16 protein-coding genes and 1 riboswitch are annotated in these 18,384 nt (G+C 62.3%); of the genes, 10 read left to right on the top strand and 6 right to left on the bottom strand.

Annotated features, from left to right (window positions below):
- Positions 1-228 precede the first annotated feature (228 nt).
- On the top strand, positions 229-939 hold the full coding sequence (locus R4P65_RS26255; RefSeq protein ID WP_230814577.1) for a hypothetical protein: 711 nt from the start codon (positions 229-231) through the stop codon (positions 937-939).
- Here the strand turns inward: R4P65_RS26255 and R4P65_RS26250 are convergent.
- Genes R4P65_RS26250 through R4P65_RS26240 form a run of 3 tightly spaced genes read right to left on the bottom strand, consistent with a single transcriptional unit; the run spans position 861 to position 3,945 of the window.
- Positions 861-1,961 (bottom strand): DNA alkylation repair protein, encoded by a 1,101-nt coding sequence (locus tag R4P65_RS26250; protein ID WP_317828690.1) that lies wholly within the window; start codon positions 1,959-1,961, stop codon positions 861-863. The genes R4P65_RS26255 and R4P65_RS26250 overlap by 79 nt on opposite strands.
- Positions 1,961-2,278 (bottom strand): nuclear transport factor 2 family protein, encoded by a 318-nt coding sequence (locus tag R4P65_RS26245; RefSeq protein WP_019744997.1) that lies wholly within the window; start codon positions 2,276-2,278, stop codon positions 1,961-1,963. The genes R4P65_RS26250 and R4P65_RS26245 overlap by 1 nt, the downstream gene beginning before the upstream one ends.
- Positions 2,275-3,945: a helix-turn-helix domain-containing protein gene (locus R4P65_RS26240; RefSeq protein ID WP_317828689.1), complete on the bottom strand. Its 1,671-nt coding sequence runs from the start codon at positions 3,943-3,945 to the stop codon at positions 2,275-2,277. Before R4P65_RS26240 ends, R4P65_RS26245 begins: the two co-directional genes overlap by 4 nt.
- A gap of 195 nt (positions 3,946-4,140) precedes the next feature.
- Here R4P65_RS26240 and pruA point away from each other — a divergent pair, with 195 nt between their 5' ends.
- Both pruA and R4P65_RS26230 read left to right on the top strand, forming a co-directional pair.
- A complete protein-coding gene (gene pruA / locus R4P65_RS26235; protein WP_317828688.1) occupies positions 4,141-5,802 on the top strand; it encodes an L-glutamate gamma-semialdehyde dehydrogenase in 1,662 nt (553 codons plus the stop codon).
- The gene (locus R4P65_RS26230) at positions 5,802-6,767 is read left to right on the top strand and encodes a proline dehydrogenase family protein (RefSeq protein WP_317828687.1); all 966 of its coding nucleotides are present in this window, start codon (positions 5,802-5,804) and stop codon (positions 6,765-6,767) included. The genes pruA and R4P65_RS26230 overlap by 1 nt, the downstream gene beginning before the upstream one ends.
- On the opposite strand, the gene R4P65_RS26225 is transcribed toward R4P65_RS26230, so the two are convergent.
- Both R4P65_RS26225 and R4P65_RS26220 read right to left on the bottom strand, forming a co-directional pair.
- Positions 6,764-8,062: an NtaA/DmoA family FMN-dependent monooxygenase gene (locus R4P65_RS26225; protein ID WP_317828686.1), complete on the bottom strand. Its 1,299-nt coding sequence runs from the start codon at positions 8,060-8,062 to the stop codon at positions 6,764-6,766. The two genes, R4P65_RS26230 and R4P65_RS26225, sit on opposite strands and share 4 nt — an antisense overlap.
- Before the next feature lie 113 nt (positions 8,063-8,175).
- Positions 8,176-8,721, bottom strand: coding sequence for a CGNR zinc finger domain-containing protein (locus R4P65_RS26220; protein ID WP_317828685.1), 546 nt, complete (start codon positions 8,719-8,721; stop codon positions 8,176-8,178).
- Between the two features lie 68 nt (positions 8,722-8,789).
- Between R4P65_RS26220 and R4P65_RS26215 the strand changes: the two genes are divergently transcribed.
- The 7 genes from R4P65_RS26215 to metE all read left to right on the top strand — a co-directional run bounded on the left by R4P65_RS26215 (position 8,790) and on the right by metE (position 16,673).
- Entirely contained in the window at positions 8,790-9,737 is a 948-nt protein-coding gene (locus tag R4P65_RS26215; RefSeq protein ID WP_317828684.1) for an EamA family transporter, read from the top strand.
- 45 nt (positions 9,738-9,782) lie between these two features.
- Positions 9,783-10,739: an ABC transporter ATP-binding protein gene (locus R4P65_RS26210; protein ID WP_166809296.1), complete on the top strand. Its 957-nt coding sequence runs from the start codon at positions 9,783-9,785 to the stop codon at positions 10,737-10,739.
- Positions 10,739-11,533, top strand: a complete 795-nt coding sequence (locus tag R4P65_RS26205; RefSeq protein ID WP_166809295.1) for an ABC transporter permease — start codon at positions 10,739-10,741, stop codon at positions 11,531-11,533. Before R4P65_RS26210 ends, R4P65_RS26205 begins: the two co-directional genes overlap by 1 nt.
- On the top strand, positions 11,534-12,658 hold the full coding sequence (locus tag R4P65_RS26200; protein ID WP_317828683.1) for a sensor histidine kinase: 1,125 nt from the start codon (positions 11,534-11,536) through the stop codon (positions 12,656-12,658).
- A complete protein-coding gene (locus tag R4P65_RS26195) occupies positions 12,655-13,284 on the top strand; it encodes a response regulator transcription factor (protein ID WP_317828682.1) in 630 nt (209 codons plus the stop codon). Before R4P65_RS26200 ends, R4P65_RS26195 begins: the two co-directional genes overlap by 4 nt.
- A 221-nt stretch (positions 13,285-13,505) precedes the next feature.
- On the top strand, positions 13,506-13,943 hold the full coding sequence (locus R4P65_RS26190; protein WP_124567623.1) for a helix-turn-helix domain-containing protein: 438 nt from the start codon (positions 13,506-13,508) through the stop codon (positions 13,941-13,943).
- Positions 13,944-14,048: 105 nt separating this feature from the next.
- Positions 14,049-14,250: riboswitch (cobalamin riboswitch) on the top strand.
- Between the two features lie 158 nt (positions 14,251-14,408).
- Positions 14,409-16,673 carry a 5-methyltetrahydropteroyltriglutamate--homocysteine S-methyltransferase gene (metE, locus tag R4P65_RS26185; protein WP_317828681.1) on the top strand — a complete coding sequence of 755 codons (2,265 nt, stop codon included), beginning with the start codon at positions 14,409-14,411 and terminating at the stop codon, positions 16,671-16,673.
- A 58-nt stretch (positions 16,674-16,731) separates the two neighbouring features.
- Here metE and R4P65_RS26180 read toward each other — a convergent pair whose 3' ends face one another.
- Positions 16,732-18,330 (bottom strand): ABC transporter substrate-binding protein, encoded by a 1,599-nt coding sequence (locus R4P65_RS26180; RefSeq protein WP_317828680.1) that lies wholly within the window; start codon positions 18,328-18,330, stop codon positions 16,732-16,734.
- Positions 18,331-18,384: the final 54 nt, after the last annotated feature.

Below are 18,384 nucleotides of genomic sequence, written 5' to 3'. Positions count from 1 at the left end.
GACCCCAGAGATGAAGAGAAACTCCAGCGAGCCGGTCTGTAGTCCGGCTCTTGGGTGGAGGTTGTCAGCGCGTGGTTACGCCGGCAGGCCCACCCGGGGCCGGCCTGCTAAACCAGAAATAGACGCGCTGCATGACGGCCACGATACCTCGAGTTCGGATCAGATGGGCGCGCCCCTCCACAACAAGCCGAATCGAGGGGCGAGTCCCGTGGCACGAGTCCGTGAAGAATGGCCAAATCCGCTGAGCGGTTGGCGCTTTCGAGTAAGGCTCCGGCTTCGAAGTTCGAATACGTTAATTGGGCACCCCACGATCCCGATCTGTTGGTCGTCGGGAAGGGCTGGTGGGATCACTACCAGGACAAGGGCCTGCTCGGCACTGACATCGCCGCGGCGCTCGTCGTCAACGAGGGCACGACGGGCTCGTCCTGGAAGCAGCCCATGACCGCGCAGCTCACGGCGCTCGATCGCCGCGAAGTCGCCGAACGCGTCATCGCCCGATACAACGCCGAACTTGCACAAGCGCGAGCCAAGATCGGTGGTCTCCTCGAAGGCAAGTCGATTGCGATCGCCGGCGCAGACAGCGGTCAGATCTGGCTGCAAAACAACACCTTCGCAGTGTCGGTTGCGCAGGACCTCGGCTTGAACGTCGTGACCGACACCGCCCATGCTGCACCCGATCGGAAGGTTTCGACCTTTTACAGCCTCGAAGAGCTCGCCATCTTCGACCAGGCCGACTTCGTGTTGCTACAGAACCCCGGTGCCGTCGAAGCAGAATCGCCGAACAAGTACAGGTCATGCGCTGACGTCTGTGCGGGCATCGTTCAGGACTCGAGTGACCCCGCCTCAACGGGTGGGGTCATTCACGCGTCCAAACGGAATACGCCTCGCACTTGGCGTACGCCGTTGATCTGTACCTCGACGGCATGGTCGCCCGCGTAGTACTTCCGGGTACTGATCGGTTTGAAGGAATGCCTCTTCGCGATACGGACCGGCACCCCAGGTTCCAGTGTTCGTGTTGTCAGTTTGAAGACCTTGGGCGTCGTCTGCCCGTTGGCCTTCACGTGGTGGACGATGTAATCGATCACGACGGTGACGGAATCGCTGCCGTTGTTCGTGACAGCGAAGTCGAAGGTGAGTTCTCCACCCGCATCGACTACTTCTCGGTCGATGACGAAACCTTCGACCACGACGTCGGTGGGCGGCGCGAAACCCAAGAGAGACAGAGCATCTGGATCGCCAGACTTGATCAACGTCCGCAATGCATGTTTGACGATTCTCAGTGTGTTGGGATCCGGTGTCTGTAACCAACGCTTCGCAGTCGACACGGCGAGCGCTGCGTCAGCACGACTGAGATCGTTGAGATGGTTTGCGACCGAACGTCGTACATATTCCGAATCATCCCGATACAGCTCGTCGAGAATGACGATTGTCGACTCGGGACGCGCCGTCAATTCTTTCACTCGTCTTCCCCAGGGCAAACGAGTACGAGTGCCTTCGGTTGCCAAGCGCCGGACGTGTTCGTCTTCATGGCCGGTCCAGGTGAGTGCGATCGCCAGCGAACGGTCAAGGTCCGTCTCGAGAAATGTGCGAATTGCGAATTCGGCCGTCAGACGCGACGTCAGCTCGGCAAGGAGAGCCATTCCCTCGTCGAAATCCGACTCGGAGCCACTTCGTGTCGCCGTGACGGCGACGGCTTCGGTCACCGGCCAGATCATCCAACCAGTGAAGGTCTCCTCTGAAAGCGCACGGCGGATGATCTCGGCGAAGGCCGGAAGATCCTGAGGCAGTTCGGCAGTCATCGCGTCCCGCACGACGCGGGTACGTTCGCCGAGACTCATACCGTCGAATTCGGATGTACTACCCCGAACGAGGGCGAGGCGTGTGTGACCGGAGGCTCGCTCTAAACAGCCTGCCAGATCGGCGACGACGGATTTCCCGAGCAGTTCGTCAGCGGTGGGCATCAGGGGCACACCGTGAGAGCGGAAATCCGATCACCGTCGAGAGTGAAATGGTGATGTAACTGGACGGGGCTTCCGGGAAAATCACCCTCGACCTTCACCGACACGACAACGGCCGAGCCTGGGGTGTTGACCGACTCGATCTTCTGGGTGAAGGTGAACGCCGTCGACACGGCGGACTTCCACGCCACGATTTCTTCGATCCCGACGTACGTCCGGCCGTCGTCACGCACCACGGCGTCTTCGGTGAACACATCGCGGACGTCTCCGCCGTCGAAATACGCGCGCGCTGCGCCTGGCACCTTCGCTGAGTCGATCATTCGCGAAGAGTACTGCTGGGGTCCGACAGGTTCGGCGAACTCACTGCGCGAGCGGACGCCGCCAACTGAATCTCCATCAACAGCCTCGTCGAGGGCTCGGACAGGTCGGTATCTGTTATCTCCTCGACCCTTTTGATCCGATACCTGAGTGTGTTCGGGTGAATGCGAAGCTGCTCGGACGCGCGTCGGACATCGCCCGAATGCGCGAGGTAAACGGAGACGCTTTCACGCATGTTCGACCCGTTACGCCTGTCGTAGACGTCGAGCGCGTCGATTCTCGGATCGTGCAGTTGCTCGTCGGCCGCAATCGTGTCCATGATTTCGCCCAGCAGCACCGGAGTGCGCGAGTCCGCGAGGGTGGTCACACGAACATCCCCCGACGTTCCGTCCAAGACCCGATCCACTTCGGCGCGAGCCCTAGCCACCTCAGTGAGCGTCGAAACCGGAGACGACACGGCGGCCCGTAAACCCGAGGGCGACACCTTGTCCAAACGCGCGACAACTTCACGGGTCCACGAGACTGTGGATTTCACGGATTGGGTTCGCGGAAACAGCACATAGATCCGGGCGCCGAATGCACTCACCAGCGATTCACGATGAAAGGCACTGGCGTGCAGGCGCAACGACGACACGAGTTCGCCCGAAGACGGCAGCCCACCGTTTCCGATACTTGCCACTCCGATCACCATCGCGGGTCCGGACATCGGGATGGACAACGAGGCCGCCAGAGAAGGAACATCGACACCGCCGCCCCGAACCCCGAGCAAGCGCTGAACCTGTATCGCCTCGTTACTCGGCGCGTCTCGGATGCGCGAAATCAGCCGAGCTGCAACGGCCGCGGCACCGCGGAGCACTCTCTCGGCATCGCCGACGATGGGAAGCGGGCCTTCCTGAACCCAGATAGTGCCGAGCAGATCAGAACTGAAACCGCTCTCCCCCTTGACGTTCTCGGATATTCTGCGAATCGGAACCACCAACCGTCGCCTGATCGCGAGGTCTTCGTGCGCGGGCACCTCGACCACGTCGTCACTTCGCCCCAAGCTTTCGAAGACGCCCCAATCCTGCAGCTTCCGGAGGTATTCCCGAGGCCCTTCGCGGCCGAGGATCGATTGCCGGCGGAGCTCGTCCGCAGCATCTCCTGATGCCGAATAAGCCATGACGTGGGAACGCTCGTCCTCGATACTGACCATCCCCCGGGTGAGTGACGCGACGTTCTGCGCCAGCTCGAACAAGTCTGTGTCACTGCCGAATACAACGTCCTCAGAATCCTGACGGGATACCGAATGATCGAGCACGCCCCGGATCGTGGTGAACAATCGATCCCAACGAGCGTCCGGATGGACTGCTATCAAGGCGATCCCGGCGCGCTGTGCCGCCGCGCGCACCGACGTGTCCGAGGCCTCCTTCGACATGACGGCCCGAGGCGCTGATCCCTTCTGATCGACGCGGTTCAGCCAGGCTGCCAATTCGGCTGCGCCGATACCGACAGCGAGCCAGAGCTCAGAGGATTCGACGTCCGCGGTTCCGGGGCGTGTGAGGTCCCCGACCTCCGCGAACACCACGGAGTCGACGAAGACGTCATCACCTGACGGTGCGAGGACGAGCTCGACAAAGGCTCCGCCCAGCGCCCGAAGGACCGCGTCGAGCCTGACCTCACGGATAGCCACGTACCACCCACTTTCCGGACTGTTCCAACGCCTCAATTTCGAGAATAGTGCATTTTCCTGCGGAAATGGTTCAGCCGATCGAACAAACAGCGTCCGAGAAGTTTGGCCGATCAGCGGATTACTCGCCGACTCCTTTCGGCTTGACTGATGACGACACGACAACTGCCCCACCCATCAGTCTGCCGAAGGATCGTCATGGACGCCGTCACCAATGTCCCCCACCCCTCCAATGAGCCGGTCAACAATTACGGGCCGGGAAGCCCGGAACGATCACGCCTACGCACCAAACTTTCCGAACTGGCCGAGACTCCCACCGACATCCGACAGGTCATCGGGGGCGTCCACCGAACTGCGGAGGGCAAGCGGGAGAACGTAGTTCAACCACACCGTCACAGCTCGGTCATCGGATCGTTTGCGGGCGCAACGCACTCGGATGTTCGTGATGCCATCGACGCCGCTACACTCGCCGCCCCGGCCTGGCGCGACCTCTCGTTCGACGACCGAGCTGCGGTCTTCCTCCGCGCCGCCGATCTACTCTCCGGCCCGTGGCGCGAAACCATCGCCGCCGCAACAATGCTCGGTCAGTCGAAGACCGCATATCAGGCCGAGATCGATGCCCCGTGCGAACTGATCGATTTCTGGCGTTTCAACGTCGCGTTCGCACGTCAGATACTCGCCGACCAACCCGTTTCCGCTCCGGGAGTGTGGAATCGCGTCGAATATCGACCACTCGAAGGTTTTGTCTACGCGATCACCCCCTTCAACTTCACCGCCATCGCCGGAAATCTCCCCACCGCACCGGCCCTGATGGGCAACACCGTGATCTGGAAGCCGTCACCGACGCAGGCCGTCGCGGCGTACCTGACGATGCAACTACTCGAAGCCGCCGGCCTCCCACCCGGGGTGATCAATCTTGTTCTCGGCGACGGACCCACGGTGTCCGAGGTCGCGCTGGCCGACCCTCGCCTGGCGGGCATCCACTTCACCGGATCGACCGCAACTTTCCAGCGTTTGTGGCGTGAGGTCGGAGCCAACATCTCGAACTACCGGACGTATCCGCGTCTCGTCGGCGAAACCGGCGGCAAAGATTTTGTACTCGCACACAGTTCAGCAGACCCCGACGTACTCACGACGGCATTGATCCGCGGGGCCTTCGACTATCAGGGACAGAAATGCTCGGCCGCGTCACGGGCATTCGTCCCGAAATCGGTGTGGGCCAGGATGGGCGACACGTTCATCGACACAGTGTCGTCACTGAAGTACGGCGACGTCACCGACCTGACGAACTTCGGCGGCGCCGTCATCGACCAGCGTTCCTTCGACCGCAACGCCGCCGCGATCGTCCGCGCCAAGTCGACCGGCAGCCTCACCATCGCAACAGGCGGCGACTACGACGACCGCGAAGGATTCTTCATCTCGCCGACGGTCCTGCTCGGTGACGACCCCAGTGACGAGGCCTTCAGCACCGAGTACTTCGGCCCCATACTCTCCCTGCACGTCTACGACGACTCCGCACCGAATGCCTACGCCGACATCCTCGCTCGTATCGACAGCGGATCCGCGTACGCCCTGACCGGTGCCGTGATCGCCACCGACCGTGCGGCCGTCGATCAAGCTCACCACGGTCTGCGGTTCGCCGCCGGAAACTTCTACGTCAACGACAAGCCGACGGGCGCGGTAGTCGGACAACAGCCATTCGGGGGCGCGCGAGCTTCGGGCACCAACGACAAGGCCGGTTCACCGCAGAACCTGCTCCGTTGGACGTCGACGCGTACCGTCAAGGAAACCTTCGTTCCTCCCACCGATCATCGCTACCCCCACCAGGATATCGATCCAGCCGAGAGCGAGAACCGTTGATGAGTAACGTCTCTCTGAGCAACCCGCTGCGCCCGGTACTGCTTGCGGCGGCACGCTCGTCGCGATTGGAGAAGACAGTCTCCGGGATGACCTTGACCCGCAAGCTGGTAGACAGGTTCGTCGCCGGGGACGCGGAACCCGCAGCGGTGTCAGCCGTACGCGACATCCTCACCAGTGGCCGGTTCGCGACGGTCGACTACCTCGGCGAGGACACTACCGATCCGGCCCAGGCAACAGCTACCGTCGACGCCTATCTGTCCCTTCTCCGCTCGTACGCAACGCTTTCCGAAGCGGCTGGGACGCAACACACCCTCGAGGTTTCGCTCAAGCTCTCGGCGTTAGGGCAGTCACTTCCCGGTGACGGCGAGAAGATCGCCCTGGCGAACGCTCACCGAATCGTCACAGCGGCAGACGAAGTGGGCGCGTGGGTCACCGTCGATGCGGAGGATCACACCACCACCGACTCGACACTGTCCATCGTCGAAGAGTTGCGCCGCGACTTCCCGACGCTCGGCACGGTCCTGCAGGCGTATCTGCACCGCACCGAGGCCGACTGCCGGCACTTCTCCGGATCAGGTTCACGAATTCGGCTGTGCAAGGGTGCATACAAGGAACCGGCCGACGTCGCGTTCCAAAAGCCCGGCGAAGTCGACGCGTCGTACCTGCGTTGCCTGAAGGTCTTGATGGAAGGTGACGGGTACCCGATGGTCGCCTCCCACGATCCCACCATGATCGACGCCGCCCTCGAACTCGCCACATTGACCGAACGGACAGCCGAGGATTTCGAGTTTCAGATGCTCTACGGCATCCGCGACGGCGAACAACGCAGATTGGTAGCCGAAGGCAATCACCTGCGGGTCTACGTTCCCTACGGCAGCCAGTGGTACGGCTACTTCATGCGTCGCCTGGCGGAACGGCCGGCCAACCTCATGTTCTTCATGCGCTCACTCGCCTCCAACAACTAGGTGCTGGAAACAGGCGGCAGCGGTGGCAACTCGAGGTTCTCACGGAAGGTACCCCCGACGTAATCTGTTCCCACGATTCTGCGCTTGCGTAGTTCCGGCAGCAGCCCGTTCGTGACGAAATCGTGAGTACGCGGATCGGCAAGGTCACCGAGCGTGATGACGTCGAGTACGCCCGCGTCGTATCGTTCCTCGATCGCGTCCGCGAGCTGTTCCGGGGTGCCCGCCGCTGCCCAGTGGCCGGTGTCCTTGGACGCGATGATCAACTCACGCAGAGTCTTTCCTTGTGATGCGAGCTTGCCGAAGATCTCGACCCGGCCCCGTCGTCGATTCACCGACGACGGGTCCGGCAACAACGACTCCGGGATCGGCCGGTCCAGCGGCAATTCCGGGAAATCCACGTCACCGCCGAACATGTCGGCAAGCCTCGTGCGTCCGGCGTCGAAGTCCGTCGATTCCTCGGCTTCTCTGACCAATCGTTCGACTTCGGCTTCGGTGGCGCCGTACGTTGCGTGGAACGAGCTGAAAATCAGTGGCAGTTCGTCCCCACGCCCCAACTCTGCCGCCCGGGCGCGGATCGTCTTCGTGTAGGTGACCGCGTCCTCGAAGGTTGCGAGAGAAGTGAATACGACCTCCGCGAAGCGAGCACCCAGTTCGATACCTCCGGCAGATTGGCCGGCCTGGAATTGGACCGGACGACGCTGCGGCAGGGAGGGGATGTTCAGCGGCCCCTGCACCGTGAAGTACTTGCCTCGATGCTCGATGGGGACCACCCTCGACGGATCGAGCACCGCTGAGCCCTCTCCCCGGGTCAGGGCGCCGGGCTTCCAACTGTCGAAAAGCGCGTTGACCACCTCGAGCGATTCGGCCGCTCGGGCGTACCGCTCCTCCGGACTCGGCAGATCCAGGTCGCTGTAGTTCTCTTCTCCGAGTGAGGAAGTGACGGCATTCCATGCGGCTCGACCATTGCTGACGTGGTCCAGGGTGCCGAACAACCGTGCCAGGTTGAAAGGGTGATGAAACGTCGTCGTGACGGTGGCGATCAGCCCCACATGGGTGGTGACCGCACTCAGCGCGGCAAGGAAGATCAACGGCTCCTGCGCGCCGATCGCGCCCTGCGCGCCGAAACTCAGCAGGTCGGCGGCAAACAGTCCGTCGATCTTGTTCGCCTCGGCCGTCTTTGCGACGTCGATCGCGGACGCGACCGTCGAAGTCGTCGGATCGATCGCGGCGTCGTAGATACTCACCGCCCCGCTGACACCGGTCACCGTCTTGAGTGGACGCCTACGATCGGCCACCGACCATCCTCCTGGCTTCGCGAAATCTGTTCCGAATTCACAACGCTAGACCGATCCTGGCTCCCGACGAGGTATTCACTCAGCCTGGTTCTATCCCTCCGAACACCGCTTGGTCACGCACCGGATTTACGGGCACGATAGGCGGCGACGTGCGCCCTGTTCCCACAGTTTCCGGTGTCGCAGTATCGCTTCGAACGATTGCGCGACAAATCCACGAAGACCGCTTCGCAGTCCGGGGCCTCGCACCATCGCAACCTCGAGAATTCGTCGGTTCGGATCAGATCGAGCACACCCATCGCCGCTTCTGCGGCCATCCGGTCCACCAGTGGCGAATCGTCAGCGGTGACGTGCAGATGCCAGCCGAGGTCGTCGTGCCTGGTGAGCCGCGGCCTCGCGCCCGATTCGAGTAGCAGTGTGTTCACCACCTCGACGGCGTCGTCCACTCCCGCGGCTTCCCAGAACTTTCGCAGTCGTGGACGCAGCGCACGAACCGCCGTCAATTCCTCCCGCGTGCCGTCCCGCCTGCCGGTCCAATGATGAGCGTCGAGAAACCGCGTCAGCTCCTCTTGATCCGGAAGCAGTTCAGCCCCGCCGCGGGCCGTGTTGACCAACGAGGCAGCGAAGACGAGCGCCGATTCCGTGTCACCAGCAAAATGCACTTTGACTCCTGAGCCGTATCAACCTAATGTCAGCATCGTAATCGCTTTTACTCCTGACGGGTGACGACGTGAACTCTCGCAACGGCTTGATCTTCGCTCTGCTGTCCGCGGCAACGTTCGGCGTATCGGGCCCGTTCGCGAAATCTCTCATCGAATCAGGATGGTCCCCCGGCGGCGCAGTGTTCGCGCGCGTTGCCGGCGGCGCACTGGTGATGATGGTGATCGCGGTAGCCACCCAATGGCCTCGACTACGACAGGTCGGCGCCCACACGCGAACCGTACTGCTGTACGGAGTGTTCGCGATTTCCGGCGTTCAACTGTGCTTCTTCAATGCTGTGCAACATCTTTCGGTCGGAGTCGCATTACTCCTCGAGTACCTTGCACCGATCATCGTCATCGGATGGGTGTGGATCACCAAAGGCGCGCGGCCGAGCGTGCAGACACTTCTCGGTGCAGCGGTTGCCTTGATCGGCGCCGCAGTGGTGATCGACGTCTTCGGATCGGCAGAGATCAGTGCCGTCGGAGTCGCGTGGGGACTGGCCGCAGCGGCATGCCTTGCAGTCTATTTCGTCATTTCCGAACGTGCGGACGGCGATCTCCATCCTGTTGTGCTCGCGGCATCGGGGCTGACCGTCAGCGCACTGGTCATCGGCGCACTCGGGCTCGTCGGCATCCTCCCCCTCGAGTTCTCGGCCTCGAACGCAGTCGTGGCAGAACACTCGGTGGGCGTGTGGCTGCCCGTGGCGGTCCTGGTCCTGGTCAGCACTGTCATCGCCTATCTCACCGGCATCGCCGCGATCACACTGCTGGGACCGACCATAGGATCTCTGGTAGCACTGACCGAAGTGCTGTGCGCGGTCGTCGCCGCGTGGATCCTGGTCGGGGAATCCGTGACCGCACTCCAAGCCGTGGGTGGCGCAGCAATCATCGCGGGGTTGGTCCTCGCCCGGCTCGGCCGGAGTGCACCGAAACAGATACCGGCCGACCCGATGACAAATGTCATGGCAGAAGAATGACGGACGGACGAGGGCTCATGTCCTCGAAGCGAGCAGATTCTATGTATGACCTCAACACAGGCACGGCATTCACCACAGGCACTGCACACACTCACTGAAGGATCGGCACACGACGCCGTCCGGTTGACCGGACTGCGCAAGAGTTTCGGAACCGTCGACGCCGTCAAGGGCATCGACCTGAGCATCCGCCCCGGCGAGATCGTCGCGTTCCTCGGCCCGAACGGCGCAGGCAAGACGACAACCATCGACATGATCCTCGGACTGTCCCGACCGACGTCGGGCGACGTGAGCGTCTTCGGAATGTCACCCCGATCGGCGATCGCCCGCGGACTCGTGTCTGCAGTCATGCAGACCGGCGGGCTGCTCAAAGAACTGACGGTGGCCGAGACCGTGCAGCTGACCGCCAGCCTGTACGCCCAATCCCGTCCGGTCGACGAAGTGCTGGGGCGAGCCGGAATCCTCGACATCTCCGATCGCCTCGTCAGCAAATGCTCAGGCGGACAACAACAGCGCCTGCGGTTTGCGATGGCGTTGCTGTCGAACCCCCAATTGCTCATTCTCGACGAGCCGACCACCGGTATGGACGTCGAAGGGCGTCGGGACTTTTGGTCCGCCATCCGCGCCGACGCAGATCACGGTCGCACTGTGCTTTTTGCGACGCACTACCTCGAAGAGGCCGATGTCTACGCCGACCGCATCATCCTGGTCCGGCAGGGCACAGTCGTCGCCGACGGAACCACCGCCGAGGTCAAGGCGATGGCGTCCGGGCGCACCCTGCGCGCACGAGTCCCCGGTATCACCGACGAACTGCTGCGAGCCATACCGAACTCGGATGCCGTCGAGGTGCGTGGTGAGTCATTGCTCGTGCACTCGGGCGACACCGATGCCGTTGCACGGTTCCTGCTGACCAACACGCAGGCTCGCGATCTCGAAATCGTCTCGCGTGGCCTCGAAGACGCATTCATCGCACTCACGTCGAACAACTCCGAAGGACAGAAGTGATGACCACTGCAATCGAAGCGAACACCTACGGAGCCGAGCGAACCGTCGTACCACTGGGCGGATTCAACACGACCCTGTTGCGACTGGAATTTCGTCGTCTGACCCGCAATCGGCGCACGATGATCTTCACACTCGTCATGCCGGTCGTCTTCTTCCTCGTCTTCGGGCTCGGTCAGGGCGACGACGACCACGGGATCGGGCACGGCAATGTCGCCGCGTACATCATGATCAGTATGGCCCTGTACGGCGCGATGCTGGCCACTACGAGTGGCGGAGCGATGGTCTCGATCGAACGAGCGTCGGGATGGAGCCGGCAACTGCGCCTGACTCCACTGACGCCGGTCGCCTACATCGCCGTCAAACTGATCATGGCGATGCTGCTCGGTCTCGTCTCGATCCTTGTCGTCTACGTCGTCGGCGCGTTCACGTCTGCGCAGATGGACGGATCGCTCTGGTTCACAACAGCATTGATCGCCTGGCTGGGATCGTCGATCTTCGCGGCCTTCGGCCTGTTCATGGGGTATCTGCTCCCCAGTGAGAACGTCATGCAGTTGCTCGGCCCGGGACTGGCCTTGCTCGCCTTCGGCGGCGGACTCTTCGTACCTCTCACCGACGGTTCCGTGTGGGCGACCATCGCACAGTTCACGCCGATGTTCGGCATCAATGCCCTCGCCCACGCACCGTTGACCGGCAATAGCATTCACTGGACCTGGATCGTCAATATCCTGGTGTGGTTCGCCATCTTCGCCGGCGGAGCGATCTGGCGGTTCCAACGAGATACGGAGCGTGTGTAGTTGTCGCAAACGACTGAGCGAAACGATTCCGTCGCGCTGCCGCGGCGGAATCGTTTCGGTGTTCTCTTCGCGGCGGTCTGGATGGTATTTCTCGGCGGACCGCTGATCGAGGGATGGAATCTGCGCGACGAAGTGCGCGGCTGGACAGGGATTCTCGCGACGATCACCTTCAGTGCGCTCTACCTGTACACGTTCGCCACAACTCAGCAGCGGCGCCGAATGACAATGACTCGGCCGAAAATTCGCGAAGCTGCACTGGCTCTGGCCGCTCTGACCGCGTTGGCCGCCGTGATGATCGTCAGCGTCGGGCCGACGGGTTTGGCAGCCGCACCGTATCTCGCGGTGACAGCGGTGACGCTGCTGCCGACCGTCGCGGGCGGCATTCTCGCCTTGGTGTTTGCAGCCTCCGTGGAGATAGTCAGCCTCTCGTCCGGGTGGGGAAATTACTCCGGGCTCTCACTCGGAGTCTGCGCGGCCGCGTTCGCGACCTGGGGAATCATGTCCCTGATCAGCCGCAACTTCGCCATGCTCCATGAACGCGAAGAGCAAGAGCAGCGAGCAATCACGGAGGAGCGAACGAGGATGGCGCGCGATCTGCACGACATACTCGGGCACTCGCTGACCGTCATCACGATCAAAGCCGAACTGGCCAACCGCCTACTGGACGTCGACACAGAACGTGCACGCAGCGAACTCGACGATCTCGAAAGGCTCTCTCGAGACGCGCTTGCGGACGTGCGCTCGGCCGTCGAAGGATTTCGTGGAATTTCACTTCCCGTCGAGATAGCCCGTGCGCGAGAGGCATTGCGTGCGGCAGGAATCGAGGACGACGTGCCGAGCAGTACCGACATGGTCCCCACTCGCCTCCGAGAACTCTTCGCATGGACGATCCGTGAGGGTGTCACCAACGTGGTTCGGCACAGCGGAGCAACACACTGTCGGATCACGGTCGACGAAAGAAGCGCGTCTGTCGTCGACGACGGACGAGGGGCCGGGTCGACGTCTTCCGGCAACGGTCTGATCGGATTGCGTGAGCGGGCCGGCGCGTCGGGCGCACGACTGATCATCACTCATCCCGAACCGCAAGGGTTTGCACTTCAGGTCGTCGAACAGGAGAAAGTGTGAGCAACCAGGGCGATCGAGCAACCATACGGCTGCTCTTGGCGGACGACCAGGCGCTCGTGCGAGGAGCTTTGGCCGCGCTACTCGATCTGGAATCCGATCTGTCCGTGGTGGCCGAGGTCGGCCGCGGTGACGAGGTGGTGGCTGCCGTACTCGAGCACAGTCCAGACGTCGCACTTCTCGACGTCGAGATGCCCGGCATGGACGGTATCGCCGCGACAGCGGCCCTTCGCGAAGCAGCACCCGAGACCCGGGTTCTGATCGTCACCACGTTCGGGCGCCCAGGATTTCTCCGTAAAGCCCTTCACGCGGGGGCCGGCGGGTTCGTCGTCAAGGACACACCTGCCAGGCAGCTTGCCGACGCGGTCAGGCGTGTTCATGCCGGACTGCGCGTCGTCGATCCCACCCTTGCGGCTGACAGCCTCGTCAGCGGCGAGTCGCCCCTGACGGAGCGTGAGACCCAAGTACTGCGCGCTGCTCACGACGGCGCACCCGTGGCGGCCATCGCAGGGGCGCTGTTCTTGTCCGCAGGGACAGTTCGAAACCACCTGTCGTCCGCAATGGGTAAGACGGGTGCCACGACCCGCGCCGAAGCCGTGAGAATCGCCGAGTCGAACGGCTGGCTCTGATTCGCACATGACCGAATCCGCTTCGCCGGCAAATAGTCCGCCCTTCGATTCTTGATGACGAATTGTCCAGATCACTCAAAGTAGGGACCTTCTACCCTAGGGATTTTCCCTGCAAACGACCCCCTTCGTGAGAATCCAAACCAGCTAATCGTTCGATAACTGGCTATGATGCAGTTAATTGAATCGACGGAGCCTGTGCGTAACGGAGGAAGGGACGTCTCATGTCGAACCAGTTCAACGATCGCTTGAACTCGCTGTTCGAGACTGCCGACTTTCACGTCACCAACGCGATGGTCGTTCGCGGCATGACCGAGTTCGGTTGCCGCATCTCGACGCCGTACCTGTCGCAACTACGCACCGGCGTCCGAACCAACCCGTCACCCGAAGTGGTCGCTGCCCTCGCCCACTTCTTCAACGTCCATCCGGACTACTTCTACGCCCCGTCCGACCACACTCCACCGACCATCTCCGGTGGCGAAGCAGACCTCTCTCTTCTCGAACAGCTGCACAACGTGCGCCTGCGAAACCTCACTGCTCGGGTCGTCGATCTCTCACCGTCTTCGCAGGATCTGCTTGTGGAAATGGCGGAGAATCTACGTTCCTCCGAGAATCTTCCGCGCGTACCACCGGACTCGAATTCCTACATGTCACGCGCGTAGCGCCCTTCGCCGACTCTCCTTGACTGCGCAGGGAGGGTTGGCCTTATGCTGATCGGTGCAGCTGGTTCGCCCGGCACGGTCATGAGGAGCCCCGAAGACTGTTCCCGGCGTCGAAGCCCCGTCAGCGCAAGCTGACGGAGTGAGAGGGAACCCGGTGAAAATCCGGGACTGTCCCGCAGCGGTAAGCAGGAACGACCGCCGTTTATGTGCACTGGGCATCCGCCTGGGAAGCGACGGCCAGTAGGTTCGATCCAACTCGATCGAGTGCCCGCGAGTCCGAAGACCTGCCGACTGTGTCGGGCACGCCGTGCCCGACGGTCCACCGCCTCGTGGAATGGGCGTGTAGATCTCCATCGGACCTCGTGCGTGGTTCGGGCAGTGCTGCCCGCCGAAGCTAGGGGTCTCGTGAGGTGTACCCGTCTGCCGGCAGTGGCCATCAGTGCATTGGCAATCTGGAGAAACTCCGTGACAACGACATTCACTTCGACCGTGCTGGGCTCACCGCGCATCGGTCCTCATCGAGAACTCAAGCGGGCAACCGAAAGCTACTGGGCGGGGCGCATCGACGCCGACGCCTTGCAGAGCGTCGCCCGTGACCTCCGTCGGCAGGGCTTGGCCGACCTCCGTGACCTGGGCCTCGACTCGATCCCGGTCAACACCTTCTCCTTCTACGATCAAATGCTCGACACCGCAGTTCTTCTCGGAGCACTTCCCGATCGCGTCGCATCGGTCGCCGATCCGTTGGACCGCTACTTTGCAGCTGCCCGTGGGACGGACACCATCGCGCCGCTCGAAATGACGAAGTGGTTCGACACCAATTACCACTACCTGGTGCCGGAGATCTCGCCGTCCACCACGTTCGCACTCGACCCGTCCAAAGTCTTGTCCGAACTCGCAGAAGCACTTTCCGACGGCATTGCAGCCCGCCCGGTCGTCATCGGACCGGTCACCTTCCTGTTGCTTTCGAAGTCTGTCGGCACTGACGAGCCTCTGCTCTCGCGGCTCGACGAACTGCTCCCCCTCTACGCGGATCTACTCGGTCGGCTCGCGAAGGCCGGCGCGGAGTGGGTTCAGCTCGACGAACCGGCTCTCGTAGGTGATCGCACCGACGAGGAAACCGAAGCGGCACGCGCTGCGTACGAACAGCTTTCGGCACTGACCGAGCGGCCGTCGATCCTGTTGGCGTCATACTTCGGCTCGCTGCGTGACGCGCTGCCCGCACTCGCGTCCACCGGTGTCGAAGGATTTGCCGTCGATCTGGTGGCCGGTCAGGACTCGATCGGCTCCGTCCCCGAACTCGCCCGCAAACTGGTCGTCGCCGGAGTGGTCGACGGACGAAACATCTGGCGGTCGGATCTGGATTCGGCACTGAGCACGTTGGGTGCTCTGTTGGGCAGCGTGGATACTCTTGCCGTCTCCACATCGTGCTCCCTGCTGCACGTTCCGTACACTCTCGACGCAGAAGCCGATGTCGACAAGGCCCTGCGCTCGTGGCTCGCGTTCGGCACCGAGAAGGTCAAGGAAGTGGTCACTCTCGCAACCGCTCTCACACAGGGACGAGAGTCGGTGGAGGACGAGTTCGCGCTGGCACGAGCTGCCGCGTCGACCCGCAAGGACGATCGCAGACTCAATGACGCGAGCGTTCGAGGCCGGCTGGACGCCGTTCTGAGCTCGGCGACCGGTCGCGCGCCCGCCGCCGAGCGCCGCGCTGCCCAGGACGAGTTGCTTTCTCTGCCACCGCTGCCCTCGACGACTATCGGCTCGTACCCACAAACGTCGAAGATCCGTATCGCTCGCGCGGCGCTGCGCAAGGGTGAGATCGACGAAGCCGAGTACGTCGACCGCATGCGCGCCGAGATCGCCGAAGTTGTTGCACTCCAGGAAAAATTGGACCTCGACGTACTCGTTCACGGCGAACCGGAACGCAACGACATGGTGCAGTACTTCGCGGAGCAGTTGGACGGGTTCTTCGCCACCGCCAACGGATGGGTCCAGTCGTACGGCACCCGCTGCGTGCGTCCGCCGATTCTGTACGGCGACGTCTCACGTCCGAAGCCGATGACCGTCGACTGGATCACGTACGCACAGTCGCTGACAGACAAGCCGGTCAAGGGCATGCTCACCGGGCCCGTCACCATTCTGGCCTGGTCGTTCGTCCGTGACGACCAACCCCTCGCCGACTCGGCAAATCAAGTCGCACTGGCCATTCGAGACGAGACCGTCGACCTGCAGGCCGCCGGAATCGGAATCATCCAGGTCGACGAACCGGCTCTGCGAGAACTACTCCCGCTGCGTGCCGAGGATCAGCGCGCCTACCTGGACTGGTCGGTCGGCGCCTTCCGATTGGCCACCTCCGGCGTCGCGGATTCCACCGCGATCCACACGCACCTGTGCTACTCCGAGTTCGGAGCGGTGATCGGCGCCATCGCCGGCCTCGACGCGGACGTCACGTCCATCGAGGCTGCCCGCTCACACATGGAGGTCCTCGACGATCTCAGTTCAGTCGGGTTCGACCTCGGCGTCGGCCCGGGTGTCTACGATATCCACTCGCCGCGTGTGCCGAGCGTCGACGAGATTGCCGAATCACTGCGAGAGGCACTCAAAGCTGTTCCGGTCGAGCGGTTGTGGGTCAACCCGGACTGCGGTTTGAAGACCCGCGGCCCGATCGAGGTCGAGGCATCGCTGCGCAACCTCGTCGAAGCCGCGAAGTTGGTACGAGCGGAGCTTTAGGGGCGAAGCCCCTGTGTGCCTTTTTGGTAGTGGGCACTACCAAAAAGGCACACGGGGGTCAGCTCAACCACGTATTGCCGAAGAGCAGAATCCCGTCCGCACTCGGGGTCACTCCGTGGACGTTCTCGCGCCACGGGATGAAGACCTTTCCGGAGTTGACCACGGCCATCGGCGCCGTCTCGTTGACCACTGTCTGAATATCGTCGATGACGACTCGCCGCTCATCCTCGCCCAACGCTGTTTGCAGCTTGCCGAGCAGCTCGTCCATCCGAGCGTTCTTGTAGCCGAGGATGTTCGACGGCGATTCGCTGAAGAGGTTGCCGTACATGCGCACGAACGGCGACTCTTCCAACACGTTGAACGCGAAGTAGGACACGTCGTAGTCATGCTTTGCGTATAGCATGGAGATCAGATCGTTGATGCTGGTTGCGTAGGTGATGTCGACGGTGAAACCCACTGCCTGCAAGAGGGACTGAAACGTCAGCGCGCTGCGCTGCGTCGCCGGATCGTTCATTCCGACGTATGTCAGTTTTCCGTCGTACCCGTCGGCCTTCGCCTCGTCCAGATACTTCTTCGCGGCCTCGGGATCGAAACCGTTTCCGGCCACCGAACCGTGCCACCGCGACCACGACGCAAACATGTCGGTGCCGGGTTCGCCGAAGCCGCCCTGAACTCGCTCGTTGAACGTAGTCGGGTCCACCGCAGCGACAATCGCCTTACGTACGCGCTCGTCCTTCGCCGCCCGATCGTCGCGCTGATTGATTGCCAGAACTCCGGCCATGCTGGCCGAGTACACAAATCCGGGATCGCCGGCTTCGAAAGCCTCGTGAATGAAATCGGGAGACTTCAGATAGGCAACCTGAATTCCGTCGGTGTGCAATCCCTCGAGTTTGCTCTTCTCATTGACGATTGCGGGAAAGCGCAACTTCTCGAGGTACGGCGCCCCGTCCCAGTACGTCGGACGGGCAGCGAGCACCAATTCGTCCTGGGAGGCGAACTTCTCGACGGTGAACGGACCTGCCCCGATCGGGGTGAACGTGCCGGTAGCCATCGACGAGGGTGCCACGATCATGCCGGGACCGGTGGTGAACATGATCGGGAACTCGTCCCACGGCTGCGCCAATGTGAACACGACTGTACTCAGGTCCGGTGAATTCGCCTCGCGCACAGCGGTCTTCCATACCAGGGCGTGAGTTCCCTTCTTCTGCAAATAGTGATCGATGCTCCACAGGACTGCCGCACTGTCCACCGGAGTGCCATCGCTGAAGGTGACGCCGTCGCGCAATTTCAGTGTCCACACCGTGTTGTCGCCGTTAGCCGACAAGGATTGCGCCAAGTGGGGAACATATTCGCCCGCCGCCGTATCGAAGCGCATCAGAAGGTCGTAGATGGCTGCCATTTCGCTACCACCGGTAGCTCCGCCGTCCTGACGGTCCGCCGGGTCGAGACTGCTGATCCCGTTGTACGTGGCAAACGACACGGTGCCGCCCGAGCGCGGCTCTCCCCCGTTGTTCTGGTCACCGACAACTCCGACCGTCACGTCCGATGCATCCGTGGTCGTGCCTTGGCTGCTACCCGCGCACCCCGTCACCACCAGTGTCGCCGACGCCAGGACAACCATCCAGATTCGAGCGCTAGCTCGGTACGAGCGCTTCATTGCGACTCACTTTCACAGTTCACGGATACGTCGATCCCTGGATCGGACACCCGA

The organism is Rhodococcus sp. IEGM 1318 (assembly GCF_033142465.1).
Lineage (GTDB): Bacteria > Actinomycetota > Actinomycetes > Mycobacteriales > Mycobacteriaceae > Rhodococcus_F > Rhodococcus_F qingshengii_B.
This window is presented reverse-complemented; position numbering and strand designations above follow the sequence as displayed.